The sequence below is a fragment of the Nocardioides alkalitolerans DSM 16699 genome (genome assembly GCF_000426525.1).
In the GTDB taxonomy this organism is placed as follows: Bacteria; Actinomycetota; Actinomycetes; order Propionibacteriales; family Nocardioidaceae; genus Nocardioides; species Nocardioides alkalitolerans.
The window spans coordinates 1,074,547-1,088,208 of record NZ_KE384533.1; the positions used below are offsets into that span (position 1 = coordinate 1,074,547).

At 73.2% G+C, this 13,662-nt stretch carries 10 protein-coding genes; 2 read left to right on the forward strand and 8 right to left on the reverse strand.

All coding sequences use genetic code 11. The features are described 5' to 3' along the window. Positions 1-208: 208 nt before the first annotated feature. The 3 genes from acs to K329_RS0121955 all read right to left on the reverse strand — a co-directional run bounded on the left by acs (position 209) and on the right by K329_RS0121955 (position 4,362). Positions 209-2,176, reverse strand: a complete 1,968-nt coding sequence (gene acs, locus K329_RS0121945) for an acetate--CoA ligase (protein WP_028474718.1) — start codon at positions 2,174-2,176, stop codon at positions 209-211. 189 nt (positions 2,177-2,365) lie between these two features. Continuing rightward, on the reverse strand, positions 2,366-3,976 hold the full coding sequence (locus K329_RS0121950; RefSeq protein WP_028474719.1) for a solute symporter family protein: 1,611 nt from the start codon (positions 3,974-3,976) through the stop codon (positions 2,366-2,368). Further along, entirely contained in the window at positions 3,973-4,362 is a 390-nt protein-coding gene (locus K329_RS0121955) for a DUF485 domain-containing protein (RefSeq protein WP_028474720.1), read from the reverse strand. The genes K329_RS0121950 and K329_RS0121955 overlap by 4 nt, the downstream gene beginning before the upstream one ends. Positions 4,363-4,544: 182 nt before the next feature. On the opposite strand from K329_RS0121955, the gene K329_RS0121960 reads away from it, so the two are divergent. Beyond that, entirely contained in the window at positions 4,545-5,333 is a 789-nt protein-coding gene (locus K329_RS0121960) for an MBL fold metallo-hydrolase (protein WP_028474721.1), read from the forward strand. Between the two features lie 190 nt (positions 5,334-5,523). Here the strand turns inward: K329_RS0121960 and K329_RS0121965 are convergent, their stop codons facing one another. From K329_RS0121965 to K329_RS0121985, 5 genes are read right to left on the reverse strand one after another with little or no spacing between them, the layout of a single operon-like run. Next, positions 5,524-7,128, reverse strand: coding sequence for a sodium/solute symporter (locus K329_RS0121965; protein WP_028474722.1), 1,605 nt, complete (start codon positions 7,126-7,128; stop codon positions 5,524-5,526). Continuing rightward, the gene (locus tag K329_RS28760) at positions 7,125-7,619 is read right to left on the reverse strand and encodes a hypothetical protein (protein WP_245596648.1); all 495 of its coding nucleotides are present in this window, start codon (positions 7,617-7,619) and stop codon (positions 7,125-7,127) included. Before K329_RS28760 ends, K329_RS0121965 begins: the two co-directional genes overlap by 4 nt. 2 nt (positions 7,620-7,621) lie before the next feature. Continuing rightward, complete coding sequence (locus K329_RS0121975) at positions 7,622-8,401, reverse strand: LytR/AlgR family response regulator transcription factor (RefSeq protein WP_084541505.1); 780 nt, start codon at positions 8,399-8,401, stop codon at positions 7,622-7,624. A gap of 46 nt (positions 8,402-8,447) precedes the next feature. After that, the gene (locus tag K329_RS0121980) at positions 8,448-9,614 is read right to left on the reverse strand and encodes a sensor histidine kinase (protein WP_028474724.1); all 1,167 of its coding nucleotides are present in this window, start codon (positions 9,612-9,614) and stop codon (positions 8,448-8,450) included. A 50-nt stretch (positions 9,615-9,664) separates the two neighbouring features. Next, the gene (locus tag K329_RS0121985; protein ID WP_028474725.1) at positions 9,665-10,768 is read right to left on the reverse strand and encodes a class I SAM-dependent methyltransferase; all 1,104 of its coding nucleotides are present in this window, start codon (positions 10,766-10,768) and stop codon (positions 9,665-9,667) included. Between the two features lie 253 nt (positions 10,769-11,021). Here K329_RS0121985 and K329_RS28765 point away from each other — a divergent pair, with 253 nt between their 5' ends. Continuing rightward, on the forward strand, positions 11,022-13,577 hold the full coding sequence (locus K329_RS28765) for a bifunctional metallophosphatase/5'-nucleotidase (RefSeq protein WP_084541506.1): 2,556 nt from the start codon (positions 11,022-11,024) through the stop codon (positions 13,575-13,577). Positions 13,578-13,662: the final 85 nt, after the last annotated feature.

The following is a 13,662-nucleotide window of genomic DNA, read 5'->3' on the forward strand; positions in this document are numbered from 1 at the left end:
ACGGTGCGGCGAACGGGGCCGCACGTGGCGGTACGACGGGTGCGACCCTACAACCTGGTGGTCGCGGAGGGGTCGCACGAGGCGGTACCCAGGGACGCGCCCCGGCACCCCACCCCGACCACGACCCCGACCATGACGCCGATCGCACACCGGCCCGGCCGCCACGTCGGGGACGCGGACGACCGGGCCGGAGGCGGTCAGGCACGGGTCACTCGGCCTTGTCGGTCTGGAGCCCGTCCTGGATGAGGTTCATGACCGACGAGTCGGCCAGGGTCGTGACGTCGCCGACCTCGCGGTGCTCCGCGACGTCGCGGAGCAGGCGACGCATGATCTTGCCGGAGCGGGTCTTCGGCAGCTCGGGCACCACCATCACCTGGCGCGGCTTGGCGATGGGCCCGATCTCCTTCGCCACGTGGTTGCGCAGCTCCTGCACGATGTCGGCGCCGCCGTCGCCGGCCTCCTCGCGGAGGATGACGAACGCGCAGACGGCCTGACCCGTGGTCTCGTCGGCCGCGCCCACGACGGCCGCCTCGGCGACCTTGGGGTGCGACACGAGCGCCGACTCGATCTCGGTCGTGGAGAGACGGTGGCCCGAGACGTTCATGACGTCGTCGACCCGGCCGAGCAGCCAGATGTCACCGTCGTCGTCGAGCTTGGCGCCGTCGCCGGCGAAGTAGTAGCCGTGGTCGGGGAAGCGTGACCAGTAGGTGTCCTTGTAGCGCTGGTCGTCGCCCCAGATGGTGCGGAGCATCGCGGGCCAGGGCTCGGTGATGACGAGCAGCCCGCCGCCGCCGTTCTCGACCTTGTTGCCGTCGTTGTCGACGACCGCGACCTCGATGCCGGGCACGCCGAGCATCGCGGAGCCGGGCTTGGACGCGGTCACGCCGGGCATCGGGCTGATCATGTGGCCGCCGGTCTCGGTCTGCCACCAGGTGTCGACGATCGGCGCGGATCCGCCGCCGATGTTCTCGCGGTACCAGACGTAGGCCTCCGGGTTGATCGACTCGCCCACCGAGCCGAGCAGGCGCAGCGAGGAGAGGTCGAACTTCTCCGGGATCTCCTTGCCCCACTTCATGCAGGAGCGGATCGCGGTGGGCGCGGTGTAGAAGGTCGTCACGCCCTTCTCGGCGATGATCTCCCACCAGCGGCCCTTGTGGGGCGTGTCGGGCGTGCCCTCGTAGAGCACCTGCGTCGCGCCGTTGGCGGTGGGGCCGTAGACGATGTAGGAGTGCCCGGTCACCCAGCCGATGTCGGCGGTGCACCAGAAGATGTCGGTCTCGGGCTTGTGGTCGAAGGTGGCCCAGAACGTGTACGCCGTCTGCGTCAGGTAGCCGCCGGACGTGTGCAGGATGCCCTTCGGCTTGCCGGTCGTGCCGGAGGTGTACATGACGTAGAGCGGGTGCTCCGCGTCGAACATCTCGGGGGTGTGCTCGGTGGAGGCGCTCCCGACGACGTCGTGCCACCACACGTCGCGGCCCTCCGTCCAGCCGTCCTCGCCGAGGTCCTGGCCGGTACGACGCACGACCAGCACGTGCTCGACGTCGGGGCAGCGGGTGACGGCCTGGTCGACCGCCGGCTTGAGGGCCGACGGGGCTCCGCGGCGGTAGCCGCCGTCCGAGGTGATGATGACCTTCGCCTGGCAGTCCTGGACGCGGCTGGCGAGGGCGTCGGAGGAGAAGCCGCCGAAGACCACGGTGTGCGGCGCGCCGAGGCGGGCGCAGGCCAGCATCGCGATCACGGCCTCGGGGATCATCGGCATGTAGATCGCGACCCGGTCACCGGTCTTCACGCCCAGCTCGATGAGGGCGTTCGCGGCCTGCGACACCTCGTCCTTGAGCTCGGCGTAGGTGAGGTCGCGGGTGTCGCCGGGCTCGCCGACGAAGTGGAAGGCCACGCGGTCGCCGTTGCCGGCCTTGACGTGGCGGTCGACGCAGTTGTAGGCCACGTTGAGCGTGCCGCCCACGAACCACTTCGCGAAGGGCGGGTTGCTCCAGTCGAGCACCTCGGAGAACGGCTCGCCCCACGACAGCCGCTCGGCCTGCTTCGCCCAGAAGCCGAGCCGGTCGGCCGCGGCCTCCTCGTACGTCGCGGCCGTCACGTTCGCGTTCTCGGCGAGCTCCGCCGGGGGCTCGAAGCGGCGGTCCTCCTTGAGCAGGTTCGACAGGTTCTCGCTCACGTTCTCTCTCCTCGTGCGTCGGTACGTCGTCGGCCCCGGAGGGCGGCTGGAGCGCTGCCCAGCCTAGGTCGGTGCTGAGCCGCGGCGAGACCTGCCTCACAGGTCTCGCCGCGGCCAGCGTCGTACGGGATGCGTTGCGCCGGGGTTGCGGCCCCGAGGGGTCGGGGTGCGGACCGTCGGCGCTCGGGCTCAGTGCTGCGAGGCACCCTCGGCGCCGGCGCCGGTGAGCGCGCGGACCTCGAGCTCGGCGTACAGCTTCTCCGAGTTCGTCTCCCGCTTGCTCAGCGTGCCGATGATGCCGAGCAGGAAGCCCGCGGGGATCGACACGATGCCCGGGTTGTTGAGCGGGAAGATCGCCCAGTCGGAGTCCGGGAACAGCGACGTCGGGGCGCCCGAGGCGACCGGCGACAGCAGCACCAGGCCGACGCAGGTGATGAGCCCGCCGTAGATGCTCCAGGTGGCGCCGCGGGTGTTGAAGCGCTTCCAGAACATGTTGAACAGGATGGCCGGCAGGTTCGCCGAGGCCGCGACCGCGAAGGCCAGGGCCACGAGGAACGCGATGTTGAGGCGCTGCGCCGGGATGGCGAGCACGATCGCGACGCCGCCGATGACGAAGGCGGAGATGCGGGCGACCCGCACCTCGTCCTTCTCGGTGACCGGCTTGTCCTTCTTGATGACGCCTCGGTAGAGGTCGTGCGCGACCGACGAGGAGGACGCCAGCGTTAGGCCGGCGACCACCGCGAGGATGGTCGCGAACGCCACCGCCGAGATCAGCGCCAGCAGGATCGCGCCCCCGGTGGAGCCGTCGCCGCCTCCGACCGCCTCTGCCAGCAGAGGTGAGGCCAGGTTGGAGTTGCCGCCGACGGTCGAGCCCTCGGAGGTGTCGAGCAGGGCGGCGGCACCGAAGCCGAGCACCAGCGTCATCAGGTAGAAGGCGCCGATGAGGCCGATGGCCCACAGCACCGACTTCCGCGCGTCCCGCGCCGTCGGCACGGTGTAGAAGCGGATGAGGATGTGGGGCAGGCCGGCGGTGCCGAGCACGAGCGCGATGCCGAGGGAGAGGAAGTCGATCTGCGAGGTCAGCGTCGCGCCGTACTGGAGACCGGGCTGCAGGAACGCCTCGCCCTTGCCGGAGTTGTCGGCGGCCTCGCCGAGCAGCTTCGAGATGTTGAAGTCGAACTTCGCCATCACCAGCACCACGATGAGCGCGGAGCCGAGCATCAGGAGCACGGCCTTGGTGATCTGGACGTACGTCGTGCCCTTCATGCCGCCGACGACGACGTAGAAGATCATCAGCAGGCCCACGCCCACGATGACGATGTTCTTGATGAAGTTGTTGTTCGGGTCGACGCCGAGCAGGAGCGCGACGAGCGTGCCCGCACCGACCATCTGCGCGAGCAGGTAGAAGATCGAGACCACGACGGTCGAGACCGACGCGGCGGTGCGGATCGGGCGCTGCCGCATCCGGAACGCCAGCTGGTCGGCCATCGTGTAGCGGCCGGCGTTGCGGAGCATCTCGGCCACGAGCAGCAGGGCCACGAGCCACGCGACGAGGAAGCCGATCGAGTAGAGGAACCCGTCGTACCCGTAGATCGCGATCGCGCCGGAGATGCCGAGGAACGACGCGGCCGACATGTAGTCGCCGCCGATCGCGAGGCCGTTCTGGAAGCCGGAGAACGAGCGGCCGCCGGAGTAGAAGTCGGCCGCCGTCTTGGTCTGCCGGCTCGCCCAGAAGGTGATGCCGACCGTCAGCGCGACGACGCTGAGGAAGAGGACGGTGGTGAGGGCCTGCTGGTTCATCGGTCGTCCTCCTTGCGGAGCGCGTCGGGGCCGGCGGCGCTCGCGGCGGCCCGGTCGAAGCGGTCGTTGAGCTCGCTGGCGAGCGGGTCGAAGTTGCGCTGGGAGTAGACCGCGTAGAGCCAGGCGATGCCGAACGTCGTGACGAACTGCAGCAGGCCGAACACGAGGGCGACGTTGATGTGGCCGACGACCTGGGTGTTCATGAACCCGGGCGCCCAGTTGGAGAGCGCGACGTAGGTCAGGTACCAGACCAGGAAGGCCACGGTCCACGGGATGACGAAGCCGCGGTAGCGGCTGCGCAGCCGCTGGAACTCCTCGGTGCGCTGGAGGTCGTCGTAGATGGGTGCGGAAGCTTCTCGGTAGCTTCCGTCGGGGGTGTCTGCCATGAGCTCTCCTCGACGAGGCGTGTGATCGGCCTCACGCTAGGAGTGGTGCCAGTCACACGGAACGCGCAGGCGCCCCGGCGTCGGCGGGCGGCGCGGCCGTGTCGGTGAACGGTCGGCTGTGCGCGACGAGCGGTCGGCGATCCCCCCGGCGTGCGCGGGGTCCGGGGTGCCAAGATGCCTGCATGCGCGTCCACCACGTCGTCGCCGGCGTCGTCCGCCCGAGGTTCGTCCCGCGCGCGATCTGCCACGTCCTGGTCTGCGAGCACGCGGACGGGCTGGTCCTGGTGGACTCCGGGTTCGGTACGGCGGACCTGGCCGACCCGCGTCGCCTCGGCCCGATGGGTCGCCTCCTCCGACCCGACTGCGACCCCAGCACCACCGCCCTCGCCGCCGTGCTCGCGCTCGGTCACGCCGCCGCCGACGTCACCCACGTCGTGCTCACCCACCTCGACCTCGACCACGCGGGCGGGCTCTCGGACTTCCCCCACGCCGTCGTGCACACCACCGCCCAGGAGTGGGAGGCCGCGACCGTCGGCACCGGCATGCGCGAGCGCCCGCGCTACCGACCGGTGCAGTGGCAGACGACGAGCGACGTGCGCCGCTACGGCGGGGCCGGCGACGCCTGGCAGCACGGGCTGACCGGCCACGAGGTGCTCCCCGGGATCACGCTCGTGCCGATGACCGGCCACACCCGGGGGCACGCGGCGGTCGCGGTGCAGGCGGAGGACGGGCTCGTCGTGCACGCCGGCGACGCCGCCTTCGACGGCAGCGTCTTCGGCGCGGTCGACCCGGTGACGGGGGAGCCGCTCGGCCGGGTGCCGCACCTGCGGGCGTTCGAGAGGGTCGCGGCCCGCAAGCCCCTGCGCGTACGGCGCAACCACGCCGCCCTGCGCCGCCTCGCCGCCGACCCGGGCATCACCGTCGTCACGGCCCACGACGGACGGTTGATGCCGCCCGACGAGGACTTCTGACCGAGCTGTCGGGTCTGCACGCTCCAGGTGTGCCGAGCTGTCGGGTCTGCATCGTCGGTGCCGTGCCTGGCGAGGCAGACGCGACAACTCGGCGTCCTTCGGTCGTGCACACGCGACAACTCGGCGTCATCCGGTCGTGCAGACGCGACAGCTCGGCGTCATCCGGTCGTGCAGACGCGACAGCTCGGCGTCAGCCGCGGTCGAGGTCCAGCACCTCGGGCGTGTGGAGCCGCACCATGAACCGGTCGGTGTAGGCCGGGACGCGGCCCGGGGTGGCCCGGCTGACGCCGACCATCACGGCGAAGGCCAGCGGCACGCTCCAGGCGGCGGGCTGGGTGAGGAGGGCGACGGTCCAGCCGCCGCTGCCGCCCTCGACCACCAGGGCGGCGACGACGCCCACCCCCGACCCGATCCCGCCGACGACGAGCCCGGCGAGCGCGCCGACGTCCGTGAGGCCGCGCCACCAGATGCCGAGCACGAGCAGCGGGCAGAACGTGGAGGCCGCGACCGCGAAGGCCATCCCGACCGACCGGGCGACGGGCAGGTCCGGGGCTGCCAGGGCCGCCGCGCACGGCACCGTCGCGGCGAGCACCGCGCCGAGCCGGAACGCCGCGACGGGTCCGAACCGGGGCCGGCGTCCCTGCCCCGTCCCGGACACGGCAGGGCGGGCCGCCTGCCGCCGCGTCACGGCCTGGCTCAGCACCCCGGCGACCGCGATCGTGAGCCCCGACGACGTCGAGAGGAACGCCGCGAACGCGCCCGCCGTCACCAGTGCGGTCAGCACGTTCTCGAGCACCCCGTCGAGCATGAGGCTGGGCAGCTGCAGCACCACGGTGTCGGCGCCGTCGGAGGGGGTGAGCGCCCCGGCGTACACGCGACCGAGCGCGCCGTACACCGGCGGCAGCAGGTAGAAGACGCCGAGGAGGCCGAGCACGACCAGCGTCGTCCGACGCGCCGCCCGGCCGTCGGGGTTCGTGTAGAAGCGGACGACCACGTGCGGCAGCCCCATCGCGCCGAGGAAGGTCGCGACCATCAGCGAGTAGGTGACGTAGAGGCCCTGCGGCCCGTCGGCGAGGCCCGCGATGGAGCCGCCGAACGGCATCGACCAGTCGTCCGCGACCCCCGGCCCCGTGACGCCCGACCCGCCCTCGCCCGCCCCCGTCGGCCGGCCGTCGCCGACCCACACGACGAGCAGCACCGCGAGCGGCAGCAGCAGCGCGGTGAGCTTCAGCCAGTACTGGAAGGCCTGCACGAAGGTGATCGAGCGCATCCCGCCCGACGCGACGCCCGCGAGCACGACGAGCGCCACCACCACCCCGCCCAGCCAGCCGGGCGCCCCGGCGACGGCGGTGAGGGTGAGGCTCGCGCCCTGGAACTGGGGGATGAGGTAGATCCAGCCGATCGCGACCACGAGCACCGCGCACAGGCCGCGCACCTGCGGCGACGCCAGCCGGGCCTCCGCGAAGTCCGGCAGCGTGTAGGCCCCCGACCGGCGCAGCGGGGCGGCGACGAGGGCGAGCAGGACGAGGTAGCCCGCCGTCCAGCCGACGGGGTACCAGAGCATCTCCGCGCCGTACACGAGCACCAGGCCCGCGACGCCGAGGAACGACGCGGCGGAGACGTACTCGCCGCCGATCGCCGAGGCGTTGAGCGTCGGCCGCACCGAGCGCGAGGCCACGAAGAAGTCGCTCGTGGTGCGCGAGAACCGCAGCCCCCACGTGCCGATCACCAGCGTCGCCACGATCACGACGGCGACGGCCCCGGCACCCCAGCGGGGGTCGAGGTCGGCGGTCACGCGGGGTCCGCGGGGTCGGTACGGCGGGGGGTCCCCGCCCGGTCGGCCACCAGGTCGGCGAAGTCGCGCTCGTTGGCCTCGGCCCGCCGCACGTGCAGCCACCCGAGCCCGAACAGCACGGGATAGACCGCGCCGCCCAGCACCAGCCAGGCCAGGGGCAGGCCGGCGACCCGCACGGCCGCGAGCTCCGGCGCGACGGAGAAGACCAGCGGCAGCGAGCCGACGAGGAGCACCAGCAGGCCGACGGTGCGCAGGCCGAGCCGCAGCTGCTCGGAGAGCAGGGAGCGCAGGTAGACCTCGCCGGTCGGGGTGCCGGCGTCGATCTGCTCGGTGCCCGTGCTGCGGCGCACGTGGGTGCGCGGCGCACCGGTGACCCGCACCCGCGCGGTCGGGGGCAGCACGCCGCCGGGCCCGCCGGGACTGCCGGTGCGGTCGGTGCGGTCGGTGCGGTCGGCGCGGTCGGGCCGCGGTGTCCCGTCGCTCTCCGGCACGGTCAGCGCGACCCGGCGAGCAGCTCGCGCAGCGCCCGGGTGTGGCGCCGGCTGACGCCCAGCTCGACCCCGGCGACCACGACGGCGCAGCGGCCCTGCTCCATGCGCACCTCCTCGACGTGCGCGAGCGCCACCAGCAGCGAGCGGTGGATGCGGACGAACCCGGCGCTCGCCCACTCCTCCTCGAGCGTCGCGAGAGGGGTGCGCACGAGGTACGTCGTGGGCTCGCCGTCGAGGCGGGCGTGCAGCCGCGCGTAGTCGCCGTGCGCCTCGACGTGCGTGATCGCCGAGCGGGGCAGGAAGCGCGTCACGCCCCCGCGCTCGACCCGCACCTGCTCGTCGCCGGTCGGGGCCGGGGGGCCGCCGTGGCGGGCGAGCACGCGCCGTACCGCCTCGGCCAGCCGCTCCTCGCGCAGCGGCTTCAGCAGGTAGTCGACCGCCCGCAGGTCGAACGCCTCCACGGCGTGCTCCTCGTGGGCGGTGACGAAGACGATCGGGGGCGGCTCGCGGAAGTTGGCGAGCACCCCGGCCAGCTCGAGGCCCGAGAGGCCCGGCATCGCGATGTCGAGGAAGACGGCGTCGACGCCGCCCTCGTGCAGGTGCCGCAGCGCCTCGGTCGCCGACGCGCACATCCGGGTCTCGCCGACCCGGGGGTCGCGGCCCAGGAGGTAGGCGAGCTCGTCGCGGGCGGGCAGCTCGTCGTCGACCACGAGCACGACGCCGAGGGCCGGGGCGACGGGTGCCGCGTCCGGGGGCTCCGGGGGCGTCGTGGCCTGGGTCACGCGCCGACCGTACCGCCTGCCGGCCGTGCTCGAGCGCCCCTGACCCCTACGCGTGCACGCCGGGCGTGAACTTCGGCAGCCGCACGGTGACCTTCGTGCCGGCGCCCGGCGCGGTCTCCACCACGAGCCCGGCCTCGTCGCCGTACGTCGCCCGCAGCCGCGCGTCCACGTTGCCCAGCCCGACCGACGGGTGCGCGCCCTCGCCCGACCCGGCGCCCGTGCCCGGCCCGGCGTCGGGCACCGGCTCGCCCCGCAGCACCCGGGCGATCCGCTCGGGGTCCTCGCCGGCGCCGTCGTCCTCGATCTCGACGAGGCAGACCTGGTCGAGGTCGCGCGCCACGATCGTCACGGTCGTGACGGGCCGCGACGACCCCGCGAGCCCGTGCCGCACGGCGTTCTCCACCAGCGGCTGCAGGCAGAGGAACGGCACGGTCACGGGCAGCACCTCGGGCGCGATGCGCAGACGTACGGCGAGCCGGTCGCCGAAGCGGGCCTGCTCGAGCAGGAGGTAGCGCTCGATGGAGCGCAGCTCCTCCGCCAGCGTCGTGAACTCGCCGTGCCGCCGGAAGGAGTAGCGGGTGAAGTCGGCGAACTCGAGCAGCAGCTCGCGCGCCCGGTCGGGGTCGGTGCGCACGAAGGACGCGATCGCGCCGAGGGAGTTGTAGATGAAGTGCGGGCTGATCTGGGCCCGCAGCGCCCGCACCTCGGCCTCGACGAGGCGGTTGCGCGACGCGTCGAGCTCGGCGAGCTCGAGCTGGCCGGAGACCCAGACGGCCACCTCGTCGGTGGCGCGCACGAGACGTCCCGTCAGCTGCGGCGCCAGCACGGTCAGCGTGCCGACCACGGTGTCGTCGACCACGAGCGGGCTGCTGATCGCGGCGCGCACGAGGCAGGCGGCCGCCTCGCACGGCAGGTCGTCGGCGTCGCCGAGCACGGTCGTGCCGGCCGCCACGGCCCGCGCCGCCAGGGCGCCGGACTGGGCGGCGTGGTGGCTGCCGATGCCGTCCCACGCCAGCACGGCGGTGGTGTCGGTGAGGGCGACCGCGGGCGTGCCCAGCAGGGCGTGCAGGTGGCGCACGGCCTTCTCGGCGCTGGCCGCGGTCAGGCCCTGGCGCAGCGCGGGGGAGGCCAGCGACGCGGTGTGGAGCGTGCGGAACGTGGCGCGGTCGGCCTCGGTGCCGAGGCGGGTACGACGTCGGGTCCAGCGCGCCACGGCGCGACCTCCGCTCGGTGGGCGATCGGTGGGGCGATCGGTGGGGCGGGTCAGTCGAAGCGGATGAGGAGGTCCGGCTCGGCCGGGTCGTCCGGCTCGTCGACGACGGAGCGCGCCGGGCGGGCCGGGGCCGCCGGGGCGCGCGGCACGGTCGGTCGCGGGGTCGTCGGACGCGGGGCGAGCTCGGCCCGCACCGGCGCCATCTCGCCCGTGTCGACGACGTAGGTGATGACGCCCTCCATCGTGTCGCCCAGGTCGAAGTCCGAGCGGGGGCCGGGGAAGGGCTGCGTGTCGTCCAGGTGGGCGGCGCGGTCGTCCGCGTCCCGGCGGTCGGCCGCGGCGCGCTCGTCACGGCCGATGCTCTGCGCGAGGTCCAGGGGGTCGACGGGACCGCCGTGGCGTGCGTCCTCCGGGTGGTCGGGCTGCTCGTCCCCGAGGGCCTCCTGCTCGACGGCCCGGGCCGCGGCGCGGGCGGTGCGCTCGTCCAGCTCGGCGGCCTCCGCGGCCGCGCGGGCCTGCTCGGTCACCAGGGCCCACGCCTCGGCGAGCACGGGGGCGCGGTAGCAGTGGCTGACCCACGGCAGCTGCATCCCGTCGGGGCCGCGGCCGTAGTCGTCGTACAGGTCGAGGGCGTCGGAGACCGCGCGCTCCTGCTCGGAGTGGCTGCGCGCCAGCACGGTCGGCAGGCCGCGGACGACCTCGGCCAGGCCGTCGCGCGTGACGACCTGCCAGAAACGGAAGGTCTCGACCAGGGGGTGGCCGAAGTAGGGCGAGCCCGTCATGCCGGGCAGGGGGTCGGCCGCGCCGGGGATGCGCACGGCGTTCGCCAGCTTGCGCACCCACGGGATGCGCTGGTCGTGCTCGTGCGCGACGACGGCCACCTGGCCGCCCGGCCGGAGCACGCGCGCGGCGACCTGGAGGTCGGGGACCCGGTCGACGGCCACGATCGCGTCGACGGAGCGGTCGGGGAGGCTCATGGTGCCGTCCTCGCTGCCGCGCACGTCGTACCCCAGGGCCGCCAGGGCCTCGTGGATCACGCGGGTGGAGGCGGGGTCGCCGACGAGCACGACGGTGCGCCCCGACTGCCCGGCGAGCCACACGGCGGCGTCGGGCGGGAACGGGGTGGTGCGGGTGGTGGAGGACAGCGGGTCCATGGTGGGCGCGAGGCTACCGGCGGGGGTACGGCGAACGCGGCCGACGCGCCGCGCGTCCGCGCGTGAGCGGCGTCGACCCCGCCGGCGGGGCCCGTTCGGTGGACCGCTCCCCACACCGGACGATCTCGCGTGGGGAGCGCGACCCACAGCACCAAGTCGTTACAGAGTTTTCATCGAATGAAACGCTTTGCTCAGCCGTTTCTGGGGTTAGCGTGCCGAGGTCACCCACGCATGTCATCCCGAGAGGTCCCTCGTGTCTCCCACTCATAACTCCCGCAGCGCGGTGCGCTCGCGCGTCGGACGGCTGGCTGCGCTCGCCGTCACGGCGTCCGTCTGCGCCGTGGTGCCGGTCGCCCTGGCGCCGGCGGCCACCGCCGCCGACCCCGTCGACATCCAGCTGCTCAACATCAACGACTTCCACGGTCGCATCGACGCGAACACGACGAAGTTCGCCACGACGATCGAGCAGCTGAAGGCCGCCGAGGAGAACACCCTCTTCCTCGCCAACGGCGACAGCATCGGCGCCACGGTCTTCAACTCGGCCATCCAGCAGGACGAGCCGACGCTCGACGTGCTGAACGCGCTGGGCCTGCAGGCCTCGGCCGTGGGCAACCACGAGTTCGACCAGGGCTTCGCGGACCTCTCGGGCCGCGTGAGCGAGTCGGCGGACTTCCCCTACCTCGGGGCGAACGTCTACGAGAAGGGCACGACGACCCCCGCGCTGCAGGAGTACGCGACGTTCGACGTCGCGGGCCTCACGGTCGGCGTCGTCGGCGCGGTCACGCTCGAGACGCCCACCATCGTCTCGCCGGCCGGCGTCTCCACCATCGACTTCGGTGACCCCGTCGAGGCGGTCAACCGCGTCGCCGCGCAGCTGAGCGACGGCAACGACGCCAACGGCGAGGCCGACATCATCGTGGCGGAGTACCACGAGGGCGCGGCCGTCGGCGAGGCGACGAGCACGCTCGAGGCCGAGGTCGCCAAGGCCGGCGCCTTCGCGGAGATCGTCACCGAGACGGCGGCGTCCGTCGACGTGATCTTCACGGGCCACTCGCACCAGAAGTACGCGTGGGAGGCCCCCGTCCCGGGTGTCGAGGGCAAGACCCGCCCCGTGCTGCAGACGGGCCAGTACGGCGAGAACATCGGCAAGGTCGTCCTGACGGTCGACTCCGAGACGGGTGACGTCGTCTCCCACACGCAGACCAACGTCGCGCGCGTGGCGACCGAGAACCTGAGCTACCCGGCCGTCGCCGAGGTCAAGGCGATCACGGACGCGGCGATCGCCCAGGCCGCGGTCATCGGCAACCAGCCGGTCGCCGAGATCACCGCCGACATCACCCGCGCCTACAGCGCGCCGGGCGCCACGGACCGCGCCGCGGAGTCCACCCTCGGTGGCCTCGTCGGCAACGCCCTGCGCGACGGTCTGCCCGAGGAGTTCGGCGTCGCCGACCTCGGCATCGTCAACCCGGGCGGCCTGCGCGACGACCTGCTCTTCGCGGGCAACACGTCCAGCAACCCGGCCAACACCGACGGCGTCGTCACCTACGCCGAGGCCAACAACGTGCTGCCGTTCGTCAACAACATCTGGCTCGTCGACATCACCGGCGCCGACCTGCTGGGCGTCCTCGAGCAGCAGTTCCCGAGCGCCGCGCGCACCACGACGCTGCAGCTCGGCGTCTCCGACAACGTGAGCATCACCACCGACCCGGCCGCCCCCGAGGGCGAGCGCGTCACCGGTGCCTGGATCGACGGCGTCGCCGTCGACCCGGAGGAGACCTACACCGTCTCGACGTTCAACTTCCTCGCCACGGGCGGCGACAGCTTCACCGCCTTCCGCGAGGGCACGTCGCGCGACACCGGCCTCGTCGACCGCGACCTGTGGATCGGCTACCTGCAGAACTCCCTCGAGGGCGAGGCCATCGCCCCCGACTTCGCCAAGCGCCAGGTCGAGGCGCCGGGCTTCCCGGCCACCGTCGTGCCGGGCGAGGAGCTCTCGCTCGACTTCGCCAAGCTCGACATGACGTCGCTCGGCTCGCCCGACAACACCACGATCGAGCCCGTGCTCATCGAGGGTGACGAGGTCTACTCGATCACCGACGAGACCTTCCCGGTCGTCGACGGCGCGGCCAGCGTCGACGTCGTCGTCCCGGACGACGCGGTCGACGGCGGCGAGCTCTACTTCGTCGCCAGCCCGACCGACACGGTCGTCGGCCCGATCCTGGTCGAGGCGCCCGTCGTGACGCCGCAGCCGACCACGCTCGTGCCCCCGGCCCCGGTCAACGCCTTCTACGGCCAGTACGTCGGCGTCCCGGTCGCGATCACCTCCACCAGCGGCGTGCCGGCCACCGGCGTCGTCGAGATGATCTGGGGTGGCCGGGTCCTCCACCGTGCCGCGGTGGTCAACGGTCGGACGACCCTCGCCCTGCCGAAGAACTTCGCGCCGAACACCTACCGCGTCGGCCTGAACTACCTCGGTGACGCGAACAACGCGCCGTCGAGCAGCGGCGTCGTCATCACGCAGAACAAGGCGCGCTCCGTCGTGCTCGCCGAGGTGGCGCCCCAGCCGCTGAAGCCGGGCCAGTCGGGCACGCTCTACATCCGCGTCGGCAACTCGAGCGGCGGGGCCTACAACGGTCCGGCGTACGTCTCGTACGGCGGTCGCGCCTACACGGCGACCGTCCGCAACGGCGCCGCCCGCGTGACGCTCGCTCCGGGCGTCGTCGGCTGGCACCGCCTGACGGTGTGGCAGCCGGGCACCGCGACCATCGCCCCCTCGGCGGTGGCGCTCTCGGTGGCCATCCGCCGCTGACGCACGACCCGCACCACCCGTAGCACCCGCAGCGCAGAGGGAGCCGGCCCCCCGGGGTCGGCTCCCTTCTGCGTCCCCGGCCGTG